14 protein-coding genes and 1 pseudogene are annotated in these 15,192 nt (G+C 74.0%); 13 read left to right on the top strand and 2 right to left on the bottom strand.

Translation table 11 applies throughout. The annotated features are described in order from the left end of the window. Together clpB and EJK16_RS02635 are read right to left on the bottom strand one after the other, a co-directional pair. Entirely contained in the window at positions 1-2,673 is a 2,673-nt protein-coding gene (gene clpB, locus EJK16_RS02630; RefSeq protein WP_127126051.1) for an ATP-dependent chaperone ClpB, read from the bottom strand. 205 nt (positions 2,674-2,878) lie between these two features. After that, entirely contained in the window at positions 2,879-4,336 is a 1,458-nt protein-coding gene (locus EJK16_RS02635) for an amidase (protein ID WP_127126053.1), read from the bottom strand. Positions 4,337-4,456: 120 nt separating this feature from the next. Here EJK16_RS02635 and EJK16_RS02640 point away from each other — a divergent pair, with 120 nt between their 5' ends. The 13 genes and pseudogenes from EJK16_RS02640 to EJK16_RS02695 all read left to right on the top strand — a co-directional run. Beyond that, the gene (locus tag EJK16_RS02640; protein ID WP_127126055.1) at positions 4,457-4,639 is read left to right on the top strand and encodes an antitoxin; all 183 of its coding nucleotides are present in this window, start codon (positions 4,457-4,459) and stop codon (positions 4,637-4,639) included. 245 nt (positions 4,640-4,884) lie between these two features. Further along, on the top strand, positions 4,885-5,325 hold the full coding sequence (locus EJK16_RS02645; RefSeq protein WP_127126057.1) for a hypothetical protein: 441 nt from the start codon (positions 4,885-4,887) through the stop codon (positions 5,323-5,325). A 49-nt stretch (positions 5,326-5,374) separates the two neighbouring features. Then, positions 5,375-5,710, top strand: coding sequence for a hypothetical protein (locus EJK16_RS02650; RefSeq protein WP_127126059.1), 336 nt, complete (start codon positions 5,375-5,377; stop codon positions 5,708-5,710). A 210-nt stretch (positions 5,711-5,920) separates the two neighbouring features. Beyond that, positions 5,921-7,141 carry a substrate-binding domain-containing protein gene (locus tag EJK16_RS02655; RefSeq protein ID WP_127126061.1) on the top strand — a complete coding sequence of 407 codons (1,221 nt, stop codon included), beginning with the start codon at positions 5,921-5,923 and terminating at the stop codon, positions 7,139-7,141. Between the two features lie 57 nt (positions 7,142-7,198). Beyond that, on the top strand, positions 7,199-7,957 hold the full coding sequence (locus tag EJK16_RS02660) for an ABC transporter ATP-binding protein (protein WP_127126063.1): 759 nt from the start codon (positions 7,199-7,201) through the stop codon (positions 7,955-7,957). Beyond that, complete coding sequence (locus EJK16_RS02665; RefSeq protein ID WP_127126065.1) at positions 7,954-8,697, top strand: ABC transporter ATP-binding protein; 744 nt, start codon at positions 7,954-7,956, stop codon at positions 8,695-8,697. The genes EJK16_RS02660 and EJK16_RS02665 overlap by 4 nt, the downstream gene beginning before the upstream one ends. Next, on the top strand, positions 8,694-9,566 hold the full coding sequence (locus EJK16_RS02670) for a branched-chain amino acid ABC transporter permease (protein ID WP_127126067.1): 873 nt from the start codon (positions 8,694-8,696) through the stop codon (positions 9,564-9,566). Before EJK16_RS02665 ends, EJK16_RS02670 begins: the two co-directional genes overlap by 4 nt. Next, on the top strand, positions 9,563-10,783 hold the full coding sequence (locus EJK16_RS02675; protein ID WP_205739564.1) for a branched-chain amino acid ABC transporter permease: 1,221 nt from the start codon (positions 9,563-9,565) through the stop codon (positions 10,781-10,783). Before EJK16_RS02670 ends, EJK16_RS02675 begins: the two co-directional genes overlap by 4 nt. Continuing rightward, on the top strand, positions 10,780-12,474 hold the full coding sequence (locus tag EJK16_RS02680; protein WP_127126069.1) for a class I adenylate-forming enzyme family protein: 1,695 nt from the start codon (positions 10,780-10,782) through the stop codon (positions 12,472-12,474). Before EJK16_RS02675 ends, EJK16_RS02680 begins: the two co-directional genes overlap by 4 nt. Further along, positions 12,471-13,157 carry a TetR/AcrR family transcriptional regulator gene (locus tag EJK16_RS02685; RefSeq protein ID WP_127126071.1) on the top strand — a complete coding sequence of 229 codons (687 nt, stop codon included), beginning with the start codon at positions 12,471-12,473 and terminating at the stop codon, positions 13,155-13,157. Before EJK16_RS02680 ends, EJK16_RS02685 begins: the two co-directional genes overlap by 4 nt. Then, positions 13,154-13,978 (top strand): annotated as a pseudogene (locus EJK16_RS19765) (alpha/beta fold hydrolase); the annotation flags it as partial. The gene EJK16_RS02685 and the pseudogene EJK16_RS19765, both read left to right, overlap by 4 nt. 204 nt (positions 13,979-14,182) lie before the next feature. Then, positions 14,183-14,980 (top strand): CoA transferase subunit A, encoded by a 798-nt coding sequence (locus EJK16_RS19770; RefSeq protein ID WP_205739568.1) that lies wholly within the window; start codon positions 14,183-14,185, stop codon positions 14,978-14,980. Between the two features lie 3 nt (positions 14,981-14,983). Continuing rightward, positions 14,984-15,192 (top strand): CoA-transferase (locus tag EJK16_RS02695; protein ID WP_304999934.1); only part of this gene is annotated, 209 nt, incomplete at its 3' end.

Raw genomic sequence — 15,192 nt, forward strand, 5'->3', positions numbered from 1 at the left:
TCACGCCGAGTGCGGTGCGGGCTCCGGCTCCTGCGTGACGACGCTGAGCTCCAGCCCCTCCCCATCGCGCAGCGTGCCGGTCCGGACCAACGCCTCGGCGGGGTCGATGTCGGCCCGGTCCACCACGACGGTGTCGCCGTCGCGGACCTCGCCGGCCAGCAGCATCTTGGCGAGCTTGTCGCCGATCTCCCGCTGGACCAGCCGGCGCAGCGGCCGGGCGCCGTAGGCCGGGTCGTAGCCCTCCAGCGCCAGCCACTCGCGGGCGCTGTCGGTGACCTCCAGGCGGAGGCGCCGGTCCGCCAGCCGCGTGGCCAGCCGGTCGACCTGGAGGTCGACGATCGAGCCGAGCTCCTCGAGCGTGAGCGCGTCGAAGATGACGACGTCGTCCAGGCGGTTGAGGAACTCGGGCTTGAAGGCGGCGTGGACCGCCGCCATGACGGCCTCACGCTTGGTGGCGTCGTCGAGGGTCGGGTCCACGAGGTACTGCGAGCCCAGGTTCGAGGTCAGCACGAGGATCGTGTTGCGGAAGTCCACCGTGCGGCCCTGGCCGTCGGTGAGGCGGCCGTCGTCGAGCACCTGCAGGAGGATGTCGAACACCTCCGGGTGGGCCTTTTCCACCTCGTCGAGCAGCACGACGGCGTAGGGCCGCCGCCGCACGGCCTCGGTGAGCTGGCCGCCCTCCTCGTAGCCGACGTAGCCCGGGGGGGCGCCCACCAGCCGGGCGACCGTGTGCTTCTCGGAGTACTCCGACATGTCGATGCGCACCATGGCGCGCTCGTCGTCGAAGAGGAAGTCCGCGAGCGACTTGGCCAGCTCGGTCTTGCCGACACCGGTCGGCCCGAGGAACAGGAACGAGCCGGTGGGGCGGTCGGGATCCGAGACGCCGGCGCGTGAGCGGCGCACCGCGTCGGAGACGGCCCGCACGGCGTTGCGCTGGCCGATCAGGCGCTGCCCGAGCACGTCCTCCATGTGCAGGAGCTTGTCGGTCTCGCCCTGGAGCAGCCGCCCGACGGGGATGCCTGTCCAGGAGGCCACGACCTCGGCGATCTCGTCCGGGCCCACGTGGTCGGTGACCATCGGGGTGGCGCGGGTGCCCTCGGCCGCTTCCTCCTCCTCCGCCTGCTCGGCCGCCGCGAGCTCGCGCTCCAGCGAGGGGATCTCCCCGTACAGCAGGCGCGAGGCGGTCTCGAGGTCGCCGTCGCGCTGGGCGCGCTCGGCCTCGGTGCGCAGCGTGTCGAGCTGGGCCTTGATGTCGCCGACCCGGTTGTGGCCGGCCTTCTCGGCCTCCCATCGGGCGGTCAGGCTCGCGAGCTCCTCCTGGCGGTCGGCCAGGTCGGCCTGCAGCTTCTCCAGCCGCTCCTTCGACGCCGGGTCCTCGGCGTTCTCCAGCGCCAGCTCCTCCATCTTCATCCGGTCGACCGACCGGCGGAGCTCGTCGATCTCCACGGGCGAGGAGTCGAGCTCCATGCGCAGGCGCGAGGCCGACTCGTCGATGAGGTCGATGGCCTTGTCGGGCAGCTGCCGGCCGCTGATGTAGCGGTCCGACAGGGCCGCGGCGGCCACGAGGGCGCCGTCGGAGATGCGGACCTTGTGGTGGGCCTCGTAGCGCGGGGCGATGCCGCGCAGGATCGCGACGGTGTCCTCGACGGACGGCTCGCCGACGAAGACCTGCTGGAAGCGGCGCTCCAGCGCGGGGTCCTTCTCGATGTGCTGGCGGTACTCGTCGAGCGTGGTCGCGCCGACCAGGCGCAGCTCGCCGCGGGCGAGCATGGGCTTGAGCATGTTGCCCGCGTCCATGGAGCCCTCGGACGCGCCGGCCCCCACGACGGTGTGCAGCTCGTCGATGAAGGTGACGATCTCGCCGTCGGAGCTCTTGATCTCCTCGAGCACTGCCTTGAGCCTCTCCTCGAACTCGCCGCGGTACTTGGCGCCGGCCACCATGGCGGCCAGGTCGAGGGAGATCAGGCGCTTGCCGCGCAGGGAGTCCGGGACGTCGCCGGCGACGATGCGCTGCGCGAGGCCCTCGACGACGGCGGTCTTCCCGACGCCGGGCTCACCAATGAGCACGGGGTTGTTCTTGGTGCGGCGCGAGAGGACCTGGACCACGCGCCGGATCTCGCTGTCGCGGCCGATGACCGGGTCGAGCTTGCCGTCCCGGGCGGCGGCGGTCATGTCCTGCCCGTACTTCTCCAGGGCCTTGAAGGTGCCCTCGGGGTCGGGAGAGGTGACCTTGGCGGAGCCGCGCACGTTCGGCAGCGCGGCGAGGAGCCGCTCGCGGTCGGCGCCGGCCGCGCGCAGGATCTCCCCGGCGGGGCTGGTCGAGGCGGCCAGCGCGACGAGCAGGTGCTCGGTGGAGACGTACTCGTCGCCGAGCGCGCGCGCCTCGTTCCCGGCGTCGGTGATCATCGTCATCGTCGCGCGCGAGGTCTGCGGCTGGGCCACCGAAGAGCCCGAGGCGCCGGGCAGCGTGGCCAGAGCCGCGGCCGCGCGCTTGGCGATGGCGGCCCGGTCGGCGCCGACGGCGTCGAGGAGCGCGACGGCGACGCCGCCGTCCTGCTGGAGCAGGGCGGACAGGACGTGGACCGGCTCGAGCTGCGGGTTGCCCGCGGCGCCGGCGGCGCGGATCGCCTCGGCGATCGCCTCTTGCGACTTGGTGGTGAGCTTGGTGTCCATGGGACCTCCGGTCAGGATGGTTCTGCGTCTGCTCGGATCAACGCGGCCAAAGTTGAGTGTATTCCACTCAACTCCGGGGCAGCGGCCCCCAAAGAGGGCTCGAGCGGTCATCTACCAGCACGCCGCGCCGCCCCACCGGCCTCGAGCGGTCATCTACAAGCACGCCGCGCCGCGTCCGCCCGGACGTCTTGGTCACCGCGCTGGGCTAGATGTTCGCGCCCGGGGCGAAGTGGGGCCACGGGTCGGCTGCCTCGAGCTGGGCGGCCAGCCCGAGAAGCGTCTCCTCCTCACCCAGCCGGGCACCGAGCATGATCCCGAACGGCAGCTCCACCCGCCCCGCGCCGTCGTCGACGACCTCGCGGTGCAGCGGCAGCGAGATCGCCGGCGCCCCGATGAGGTTCCAGGCCGACGTCCACGGAGTGAACTCCTTCTGTGCCTCGAAGTCGCCGGCCGGGTCGGCGTCGTCGCGCATGGCGCCGATGCGCATCGGCGGCTGGGCGAGCGTGGGCGTGAGGATCACGTCGAACGGCGACCAGGCCAGGGCCGTCTGGCGGGCGAGGCGCTGAGCGTTGCCGACCGCGTCGGCGTACCCCGCGCCGCTGATCTGCCGGCCGATCTCGCGCATCCACCGTGTCAGGGGCACGAGGAGCTCCTCCCGCTCGGGCGGAACCGGGGCCTGGAGCGCCATGACGGACCAGAGCGGCATGAAGGCGTCCCACTGCTCGGGGGCGAACGGCACGGGCGCCTGCTCCAGGTGGTGCCCCATCCCCTCCAGCAGCCGGGATGCCCGCCCGACGGCGGCGCGGGCGGCGGGGTGCACCGGTGCATCGGCGACGTTGATCGGGTCCGTCAGGACACCCACGCGCAGGGGCCGGACGGGCCGGTCGCAGGCGTCGAGGAACGTGGTGCGCGGCGCGGGCAGGAGGTAGTGGTCGCCCGGCCAGTGCTGGCCCAGGACGTCGAGGAACGCCGCCGTGTCGCGCACCGTCCGGGTAAGCACCCCCTCCGTGCCCAGCGCCGGGCCGTCGACGCCGTGCGGTCCGCGGGACACGCGCCCGCGGCTGGCCTTGAGGCCGACGAGCCCGGTCGCGGCGGCGGGGATGCGCAGCGACCCGCCCCCGTCGCTGCCGTGCGCGGCGGGCACGATGCCGGCGGCCACGGCGGCGGCGGCACCGCCGCTGGAGCCTCCGGCGGTGCGGCTCAGGTCCCAGGGGCTGCGCGCCGGGGGCGCGACGTCCGGCTCCGTGTAGGGCGGCAGGCCCATCTCGGGCACCGTCGTCTTGCCGACCATGAGCGTGCCCGCCCCGCGCAGCAGGGTGACGACGCCGTCGTCGACGGGGGCCACGGCTCCCTCGAACGCAGCCGACCCGAGCTCGAACGGCATGCCGGCCACCATCGAGAGGTCCTTGATGGGGACGGGCACGCCGAGGAAGGGCGCGAGCGCGCCCTCGCCGCCGGACGTGCCGACCGCGGCCAGCTGCTCCTCCGCCTCCGCCGCCTGCGCCCGGGCGCGGTCCTCGGCGAGGAGGACGAACGCCCCGACGGCCGGCCCGAGACGCCGCGCACGCTCCAGCGTGTGGTCGACCACCTGCGTCGGCGACACCTCCCCCGCCCGCACGGCGGAGGCGAGGTCCAGGGCGGAAAGCTCGTGAATCTGCGTCATAGACCGAGGCTAGACGTCACCCCGACACCCGGTGACGCTCCGGTTGCGGGCGGGTGGTGCGGGGGTGAGGCTCGAGACGGCCGCGCCGCCCGGCACGGCCGACGCGGGAAGGGAAACCTCATGGGCATCGAGGACCTCAGCAAGAAGGCTCAGGACGCACTGGGAACCGAGCAGGGCGAGCAGAAGAGCGACGAACTGCTGCAGAAGGGCACCGACGCCCTCGGCGAGAAGACCGGGGGCAAGTACGACGAGCAGCTCGACAAGGGGCGCGACGCCGCCGACAAGCGGATCGGGGACGAGTAGCCCGACGAGCGGATCGGGAACCAGTAGCCGCCCGCGGGCGCGGCACGGCGATGGTCCGGGTCGCGCCCGCAGGTGTCGCTCACCGGCCGGCCGGCCGGCCGGCCGGTGAGCCGGCGAACAGTTGCGCCCCGAGTAGCCGCCGAGGACAAAGGGACGGCCGGGTTGCGGCGACACGGATGCGGGTCGACACTCTGCACATCGGCGCGACCGGTTCGAGGACCAATGGGGGACCTGGGAGGCATGCCATGACTGAGAACACGGAACGCCACGTCGCGAACGCCCGGGGGGACGGGGCCGAGAACGAGGTGGTCGACGAGGTCGCCGGCCGGCATGCCGCATCGGTCGAGAGCGAACGCTTCGGCGACGCCGACCGCCGCGCCGACGCTGACGCGCGCACCGACCCCGACGCCGACCTCACCGGGCGCCGCACCGACGCCGACCTCTCCGAGGATCGCTACGACGAGGGGCAGGCCGACACCACCGAAGAGGCCGAGATTCCTGAGGGCCGGTTCGACGAGGGCCAGGCCGCCAGCGCGCCGCTCGAGGCCGAGCTCCCCGAGGGTCGCTTCGACGAGGGCCAGGCCGCCAGCGCGCCGCTCGAGGCCGAGCTCCCCGAGGGCCGGTTCGACGAGGGCCAGGCCACCGACAGCACCCCCACCCCGGAGCACGACGAGCCAGGGCGTTGAGGGTGACGGCCGTGCGCGGCCGCACGAGGGTCGAACGGAGATGGGCATGATGAGCGAACACACCCCCGGAAACGACGGGCCGGGGCCGGTACGGCACGACCCTGACAAGGAGCACCGGCCCCTGAGCCGCGGCCGCTTCGACGAGGGCCAGGCGAGCGAGGAGGCCATCGAGGACCAGGTCGAGCGCCCGCACGGCCGGTACGACGAGGGCGAGCGCGGCGCCGCGACGGCGGAGGGTGACCTGCCCCGCGGCCGCTACGACGAGGGCCAGGCGAGCGAGGAGACCCTCGAGGACCAGGTCGACCGCCCGCACGGCCGCTACGACGAGGGCGAGCGCGGCGCGAAGGACCGTGACACCAGGCGGACGGGACGCTCCGACTTCTGACCCAGTCCTTCCGAACCGCCAGACGGGTGCGGCCGTCCCCCACCGGGGACGGCCGCACCCGTTCGTCGGCGCGCACGTCTCCCCCCGCCGGCGGCACCCTCCGCCAATCTTCACCGGGCCGAGGTAGTTGACAAACCGTGACCGACGCCACATGCTCCAACCTGAATCACCTCTCAGGTTGGGAGGTGGACCACCAAGGAAGGCGGTCCCATGCGAGTCACGACGAAGTCCCTCGCGCTCACCCTCGGCGCCCTGATGGCCGTGGCCGCGTGCGCACCGTCCACCGGCACCGCCGACGGCACGACCACGGCGGGCGCGGCGTCGCCGGCGTCCGAGGCCGCGGCGGAGCCCATCGACGTCGGCATCATCACGTCCACGACCGGGCCGCTGGCGGCGTACGGCGAGACCTATCTCGCCGGCTTCGAGGCCGGGCTGGACTACGCCACCGACGGCACGGGCGCCGTCGACGGCCACGAGCTGAACATCACCATTCTTGACGACGGCGGCGACACCGACCGCGCCGTCGGCCAGGCGCGCGACCTCATCGGCCAGGGCTACACGATCCTGGGCGGCACCGCCGCCTCCGGCATCGCCCTGTCCCTGGCGGAGCAGGCCGAGCAGAACAAGATCCTCTACATCTCGGGGCCCGCCGCGGCGGACGCGCTCACGGGCGTGAACGCGCACACCTTCCGGTCCGGGCGCCAGTCGCTCCAGGACGTCGCGACCGCCGGCACCTTCATCGACCCCGCCGGCAAGAAGGTGCTCGTCTTCGCGCAGGACAACGCCTTCGGCCAGGGCAACCTCGCCGCCGTCCAGGGCGTCCTCGGCGCCCAGGGCGCGGAGGTCACCTCGGTCATGGTGCCCGAGGACGTCACCGAGTTCACGCCCTTCGCGGCGCAGGTGCGGGGCGGGGCACCGGACATGGTCTTCGTGGCGTGGGCCGGTGCGACCTCCGGCGCCATGTGGCAGGCGCTCGACCAGCAGGGCGTCCTCGACGACATCACCGTGGTCACCGGCCTGGGTGACTCCACCACGTTCGGCGCCTACGGGGCCGCCACGCAGAAGATCGACTTCCTCAACCACTACTTCCCGGGCGCGGCGGACAACGCCGTGAACACCGCGATGGTCGAGCACATCGAGGCCGCGGGCAAGACCCCGGACCTGTTCAGCCCGGACGGCTTCGTCGCGGCCCAGATGATCGTGCACGCGATCGAGGAGGCGGGCGGGGCCGACGACGTCGACGCCCTCGTCGGCGCCCTCGAGGGCTGGACGTTCGACGGGCCCAAGGGCAGCTACACGATCCGCGCGAGCGACCACGCGCTGATCCAGCCGATGTTCCAGGCGCGCCTGGTCGACGACGGCGGCACGTGGGTGCCCGAGCTGGTCGGGCAGGTCGACGGCGAGGACGTGGCACCGCCCGAGGCGCCCTGACCCACCCGCACGAGGTGGTCCGGGCCGCGCCGGCCCGGACCACCACGAGAGGACACCATGCCGCGCACCACCGCTCTGACCGTCGAGTCCCTGGGGTTCCAGGTCGGCGGCGCCACGATCCTGCACGACGTCGACCTCGACGTCGCGCCTGGCGAGATGATCGGCGTCATCGGCCCGAACGGGGCCGGCAAGACCACCCTGTTCAACATGATCTCCGGGATCCACGCGCCCACCTCCGGGCGGATCTTCCTCGAGGGCACCGACATCACGCACGAGCCGGTGCACCGCCGCGCCAGGGCGGGGCTGGGCCGCACCTTCCAGACCTCCAGCCTCTTCCCGGGGCTGACGGCGCTGGAGAACGTGCGGCTGGCCGCCCAGCGGCGCCTCGGCGGCAACCTCTCCGTGTGGCGGTTCCCCCGTCCCGGCGACGACGCGAGCGCCATCGCCGCCGGTCACCTGGCCGAGGTGGGGCTGGCCAGCGTGGCGGGCGCCCCGGCCGGCGGGCTCTCCCACGGCGACAAGCGCAAGCTCGAGATCGCCGTCCTGCTGGCCATGGACCCCACCGTGATCCTGCTCGACGAACCCATGGCCGGGGTCGCCCGCGCCGACGTGCCGGGCCTCTCGGAGGTCATCCGCCGCCTGCACCGCGACCACCGCTGCACCGTCCTGATGGTCGAGCACCACATCGACGTCGTCCTCGGCCTCGTCCAGCGGGTGGCCGTGCTCCACCAGGGCACGATCCTCGCCCTCGACGAGCCCAGCGCCATCATGGCCGACCCCCGCGTGCAGAGCGCCTACCTGGGAGCCCCCGTATGAGCGCCATCCTCGAGGTCGAGCACCTCTCCGCCACGGTCGGCGGGCAGCAGGTGATCGAGGACATCACCTTCACCGTCCCCGCCACCGGCGTGACCGCCGTCCTGGGCCGCAACGGTGTCGGCAAGACCTCGACCATCAAGGCCATCCTCGGGCTGGTCGCCCGCGCCGGCACGGTCACGTTCGACGGCGAGCGCATCGAGCGGGAGGACACCCACACGATCGTGCGCCGGGGCATCGGGTACGTCCCTGAGGACCGCGAGGTCTTCGGGACCCTGACCGTGGCGGAGAACCTGCGCCTGGCCGAGCGCGACGCGCAGCCGCGCCGCGCGCTCGTCGAGCAGCTCTTCCCCGACCTCGTCGCGCGCGCCGGCCAGCGGGCGGGCACCCTCTCCGGCGGGCAGCAGCAGATGCTCTCCCTCGCGCGGGCGCTGCTGAACACCAACCGCCTCCTCCTCGTCGACGAGCCCACGAAGGGCCTCGCGCCCAAGATCGTCACCGAGGTGGCCGAGGCCCTCGAGGAGGCCGCCCGCACGGTGCCAATCCTGCTCGTCGAGCAGAACCTGCCCGTCATCGAGCGCCTCGCGCAGGACGTCGTCGTCATCGACGCCGGCCGTGTCGTCCACACCGGCGCCGCCTCGGCGCTGCTCGCCGACCCCGCGGCCGTCCAGCGTCTCCTCGGCGTCCACGCCGAGGAGCAGGCGCCCCTCTCCCCCACTCCGACCCAGGAGGCCCACCAGTGAGCACCGTCGTCCTGCTGCTGGTCACCGGGCTGGGGCTCGGGGCGCTGTACTTCCTCGTGGCCTCGGGCCTGTCCCTGATCTACGGGCTCATGGGCGTGCTGAACTTCGCCCACGGCTCCTTCCTCACCCTCGGCGCCCTGGTCGGCTGGGAGGTCGCCCGGCGGGTGGACGCCAGCAGCTGGTCGGGCTTCACGCTGGCCATGCTGGCGGGCGCGGCGGCCGGGGCGGTGATCGCCGCCGTCACCGAGCTGCTGCTGATCCGCCCGCTGTACAACCGGCACATCGAGCAGGTCCTCGTCACGGTCGGGCTGGGCCTGGTCACCGTCGCCCTGTTCGAGGGCGTGTGGGGCACCGACGCCATCTTCATCTCCGGGCCCGAGTGGCTGCGCTCGACCACCACCATCGCGGGCGCGCGGGTGCCCAACGACCGGTTCCTGGCCATCGCCGTCGCGGTCGCCGTCCTCGCCGCGCTGGTGCTGTTCCTGCGCCACACGCGCTACGGGCTGGTCATCCGGGCCGGCGTGGAGAACCGGGCGATGGTCACCGCCCTGGGGATCGACGTGCGCCGGTCGTTCACGCTGGTGTTCTCCATCGGCGGTGCCGCCGCCGGGCTGGGCGGCGTGCTCGCGTCCCAGTACTTCGGTTACGTCTCCGCCCACATCGGCGCCACCCTGCTGATCTTCGCGTTCATCGTCACCGTCATCGGCGGCCTCGGCTCGCTCGGCGGCGCGGCGCTGGCCGCCGTGCTCGTGGCCATCCCGCAGCAGTTCGCCAACTACTACCTGGGGGTCGGCGACCTGATCGCGGTGCTCGCCCTCGCCGTCGTGCTCCTGCTGCGACCCTCCGGACTGATGGGAGCGAAGGCATGACCACCCACGCCACGGCGCCCGCCGTCGAGCGCGCCGCCACCACGGAGCCCTCCGCCACGCCCCGCCGCGCCCTGGCGCCGTGGCTGCTGGGCGCCGGCGCCGTCCTCGTGATGTTCTGCCTGCCGCTGCTCAACCTCCACCTCCCCGGGGTGCTCCCCGGACCGACGTACACCCCCGGCACCATGCAGCTCCTGGCCCTGTGCCTGCTGTTCGCCGCCCTCGCCCTGAGCTACCACCTGCTCTACGGGGTGGCGGGCATGCTCAGCTTCGGGCACGCCCTGTACTTCGCGGCCGGCGCCTACGGCCTGGCCGTCGTGCTGGGGCGCACCGAGCTGCCGCTGCTCGCGGCGGCGGCCCTGGTGCTGGTCGCGACGATCGCGCTCGCCCACGTCGTCGGGGCCATCTCGCTGCGGGTCAGCGGCGTGTCCTTCGCCATGGTCACGCTCGCCTTCGCCCAGGCGGGCAACGTGCTCGTGCGGCGCAACACCGGCGGCGTCACAGGCGGGGAGGAGGGACTGGCCCTGCGCACCGCGCACGTGCCCGACGCGCTCGTGGGCGTGGTGAACATCCGCAGCATGTACTGGGTGGCCCTCGCCGTGCTGGTGCTCGTGTACCTCGTCGTCACGTGGGTGCAGCGCTCGCGCGCCGGCCACGTCGTCGAGGCCACCCGGGAGAACGAGATGCGCGTGCGGGTCATCGGCCAGCAGCCGTTCCTCATCCGGCTGCTCACCTTCGTCATCGCCGCCGGCCTCGCGGCGGTGGTCGGCATGGGATACCTCCTGCTGCAGTCCCAGGCCGTGCCGGCGATCACGTCGGCGGACTTCACCATCACCGTTCTGGTCATGGTGGTGCTCGGCGGGGTCGGCTCCCGCTGGGGCGCCGTCGTGGGCGCCGTGGTCTACACGCTGCTCGACCAGCGCCTGAGCGTCTTCGCCTCCTCGGACCTCGTGGCCGGCCTGCCGGCCGTCCTGCGGGTCCCGCTGAGCCAGCCGCTGTTCATCCTCGGGACCCTGTTCATCCTCGTCGTGCTGTTCATGCCCGGCGGGATCGCCGGCGCGGCCCACCGGCTGGGCGCCCGCCCGGCGCCGCGGGCGCGGCGCGGGGGCGACGTCGGCCGCCGGGCCCCCGGACGCCCGGCCTCCCGCCGCGGGGCCGCCGATCGCGGGGCCGCCGATCGTGAGGCCGTCGCGCGAGAGCGGCTGGAGGACCCGGCGTGAGCGTCCTCGCACCCCCGGCCGGCGAGCCCGGCCCCCACACCCTGGGCAGGTGGACACGAGACCGGGCGCGCCTGACGCCGCACAAGGTCGCCGTCGACGAGCGCGGGACCACCCTCACCTATGCCGAGCTCGACGCCCGGGCCCTCGCCCTGGCGGAGCGGCTGCTGCGCGCCGGGTACGTGCGCGGCGACCGGGTCGCGACCCTCACCCGGAACAGCGCCGACCACGTGGTGCTCTTCTTCGCCTGCGCCAAGGCAGGGCTCGTGCTCACGCCGATGTCCTGGCGCCTCGCCGCGGAGGAGCTCGCCTACCAGCTCCGTCACGCCCGCCCCGCGCTCGTGCTGGTGCAGGCCGCGCTGGCCGGCGCGGCCCGGGCGGCGCTGGCCCACCTCGACGCCGCGCCGCCGGTGGAGCTGCTCGGGCCGGACGGCGTCGAGCTCCACGTGCCGGGCCCGGCCCGGACGGACGGCGCCGCCCCCGAGCCGCACCGCGCCGTGGCCGACGACGACCCGCTGCTGCTCGTCTACACCTCCGGCACGGCCCGGGCACCCAAGGGGGTGCTGCTCACGCACGCGAACTGCTTCTGGACCAACCTGTCCCTGTCCGGCGGCACGGGCATGACCAGCCAGGACGTCGTGCTGTCGGTGCTCCCCCAGTTCCACGTGGGCGGCTGGAACATCCAGCCCCTGCTCGCCTGGTGGACCGGCGCCACCGTCCTCCTGGAGCCCGAGCTCGACGCCGCCCGCATGCTTGAGCTGCTCGCCGACCGTGGCGTGACCACCATGATGGGCGTCCCCACCGTCTACCAGCTCCTCGCCGACCATCCCGGATTCGATGGGACGGACCTGTCCAGCCTCACCCACGCCGTCGTCGGCGGCGCCCCGATGCCCGAGGCCCTGCTGCACCGGTGGCGCGCCCGCGGTGTGCGCATCATCCAGGGGTACGGGCTGACTGAGGCCTCCCCCAACGTCCTGGCGCTGCCCCCGGGGGACGCGCCGTCCCGCATCGGCTGGGTGGGCAAGCCCTACCCGCACGTCGACGTCGCCGTCGCCGACCCGGCCACCGGCGCCCTGCTGCACGGCCCGGCGCAGGGGGAGCTGCTGGTGCGCGGGCCCGCCGTCTTCGCCGGGTACTTCCGGGACCCGGAGGCCACGGCCGCGGCTGTGGTGGACGGCTGGCTGCGCACCGGGGACCTCGTCGAGCGGGACGCGGAGGGCTACTTCCGGGTGGTGGACCGGCTGGACGACATGTACATCTCGGGCGGGGAGAACATCTCCCCCGCCGAGGTCGAGCAGGCCCTCGGCTGCCATCCCGGCGTCGCCGAGGTCGCCGTCGTGGGTGTGCCGGACCGCCGCTGGGGCCAGGTGGGCCACGCCTTCGTGGTCCGCGCGCCGGGCTCGGCCGTGTCCGAGGAGGAGCTCATGGAGCACTGCCGCACGCGGCTCGCCGCGTTCAAGGCGCCACGAAGCGTCGGCTTCGTGGACCGGCTGCCCCGCACGGCGCTGCACAAGGTCCAACGCGGAGCGTTGCCACCGGTCGACGGCGCGGCACCGGCCGACGCCCCGCGGGCCGACGACGGCGCGGCGGCGTTCGACGGTCCTGCGACGTTCGACGGTGCTGCGGTGCCGGTGGAGGCGACGGCGGTCGCCGCGCCCCGTGCCGTGGCCGGGGACACGGGGGTTCCCCGATGAGCAGCCTGCCCCGCACCGCGCGCGGGTCCCGGACCCGCGCGAAGATCCTGCAGGTCGCAACGGAGGTCTTCGCCGCCCGCGGGTTCCACGACGCCTCGATCGTGAAGATCACCGAGGCCGCCGACGTCGGCCAGGGCACGTTCTACCTGTACTTCTCCTCCAAGCAGGAGATCTTCGAGGAGGTCGTCAAGGACCTCAACTCGCGCGTGCGCCAGGCGATGTTCGAGGCCTCGAGCGCCGAGACGGACCGCCTGGCGGCCGAGCGCGCGGGGTTCCGAGCCTTCTTCCGGTTCACCGCCGAGAACCCGGCGCTGTACCGGGTCATCCGCCAGGCCGAGTTCGTCGCCCCCGACGTGTTCCGCCTGCACTACGAGCGCATCGCCGCCGGCTACGTCGCCGGCCTCCGGTCCGCCCAGCAGCACGGCCAGCTCGCCGACGTCGACCCGGAGGTCACCGCCTGGGCCCTCATGGGCATCGGCGAGCTCGTCGGGATGCGCTGGGTGCTCTGGCCCCGCGGCACCGGCGGCACCGCGGCGGGTGCCGGGGCGGTCCCAGGACCGGGCACCGGGCCGGAGCCGAGCGCCGGCGTCGCGCCCGACGGCGTCCCCACCCACGTCTTCGAGGCGGCCATGCACCTCATCGAGCGCGCCCTCTCCCCCACCGAGCTGGAAGGACGGTCATGAGCACGCACACGTACTCGGCGGTCGACGCCCGCGTCGACGGCGGCTCGCTGCGCGCCGGCGTCTGGCAGCCCGCCGGCGCGGACGGCCCCGTGCCGACGGTGCTCGCGATCCACGGCATCACCGCGACGCACCTGGCGTGGACCTGCCTGGTCGAGCAGCTCCCGGGCGTGCGCGTCGTCGCACCGGACCTGCGTGGCCGCGGGCGCAGCAACGCCCTGCCCCCGCCGTACGGCATGGCCCGCCACGCCGACGACGCCGCCGCCCTCCTTGCGCACGTCGGCGCCGACCGCGCGGTCGTCGTCGGGCACTCGATGGGCGCGTTCGCCGCCATGGTCCTCGCGCACCGCCACCCCGAGCGGGTCAGCGCGCTCGTGCTCGCCGACGGCGGGCTGCCGCTGGCGCTCCCCCCGGGCCTCGACGCCGATGCCGCCATGGCCGCGACCCTGGGCCCCGCGGCGGACCGGCTGTCCATGACCTTCCCCGACCGCGCCGAGTACCAGGAGTTCTGGCGCGTCCACCCGGCGTTCGCGGGGTGCTGGAGCGACGCCGTCGCGGCGTACTTCGACTACGACCTCGAGCCCGCCGGCTCCGGGTTCCGCTCGTCGGCGCGGCCGGGGGCGATGATGGGTGACCAGCGCGAGCTGTTCACCGGGGCGTCGCTCCTGCCGGCCCTGGACGCGCTGACCACCCCGACGGTGTTCCTGCGCGCCCCACGCGGCCTGCTCGACGCCGCCCCGCTCTACGAGCCCGAGCACGTGGCCAGGTGGGCCGCCCGCCTGCCGGCCTTGCGGGTGACCGACGTCCCGGACGTCAACCACTACACGATCGTCATGACGCCGCCCGGCGCCGCGGCCGTGGCGCGGGAGGTGGTGGGCGCCGTAGCCCGCGCGACGCCGCCCGCCACGCCGCGGCCACCGACCAGCGCCATATCGGCCGTCAAGGTTCCGGCAATCCGGCACCATGAGCCCGGCAGCACAGCGACACGCACGCAACCTGAAGCCCCCCGACGACGAGGAGCACCCGGCATGGCAGGCATCGACAAGGTGGTGGGTTCGGCCGCGGAGGCGGTGGCGGATGTGTTCGACGGCGCGTCGGTGGCGGTGGGCGGGTTCGGCCTGTCGGGCAACCCGGTCGCGCTGATCGAGGCGCTCCTCGCGCGGGGCACTGGGGGCTTGAGGGTGGTGTCGAACAACTGCGGGGTGGATGACTGGGGGCTGGGCCGGCTGCTGGGGGCGGGGCGCCTGGCGAAGATGACGGCGTCGTATGTGGGGGAGAACAAGGAGTTCGAGCGGCAGTTCCTGGCCGGGGAGCTCGAGGTGGAGCTGACCCCGCAGGGCACGCTGGCGGAGAAGCTGCGGGCGGGCGGGTCGGGGATCGCGGCGTTCTTCACGCCCACGGGGGTGGGCACGCAGGTCGCCGAGGGTGGGCTGCCGCGCCGGTACGACGGCGCGGGTGGGGTGGCGGTGGCGTCGGCGCCGAAGGAGGTCCGCTCGTTCGCCCTGGGCGGGCGGGTGCGGGAGTTCGTCCTGGAGGAGGCGATCACCACCGACTTCGCCCTGGTCCACGCGATCCGGGGGGACCGGCACGGGAACCTGGTGTTCAACAAGGCGGCGCGGAACTTCTCCCCGCTGGCCGCGATGGCCGCCCGGGTGTGCGTCGCGCAGGTCGAGGAGCTGGTCGAGCCCGGCGCGCTGGACCCGGACGAGGTCCACCTGCCCGGGGTGTACGTCCACCGGGTCGTGATCGTGGGCCCGGACGTGGAGAAGCGGATCGAGAAGCGCACCGTGCGCGAGCCGGCCACCGCCGGCCAGAGGGAGGGCTGACCCATGGCACTGACCCGGCAGGAGATGGCCGCCCGGGCGGCCCTGGAGCTGGCCGACGGGAGCTACGTGAACCTGGGGATCGGGCTGCCGACCCTGGTGCCCAACCATGTCCCGGCGGGCCGGGCGGTGGTGCTCCAGTCCGAGAACGGGATCCTGGGCGTGGGGCCCTACCCGGCCGACGCGGACGTGGACCCGGACCTGATCAACGCGGG

The organism is Georgenia sp. SYP-B2076 (assembly GCF_003991205.1).
In the GTDB taxonomy this organism is placed as follows: Bacteria; Actinomycetota; Actinomycetes; order Actinomycetales; family Actinomycetaceae; genus Georgenia.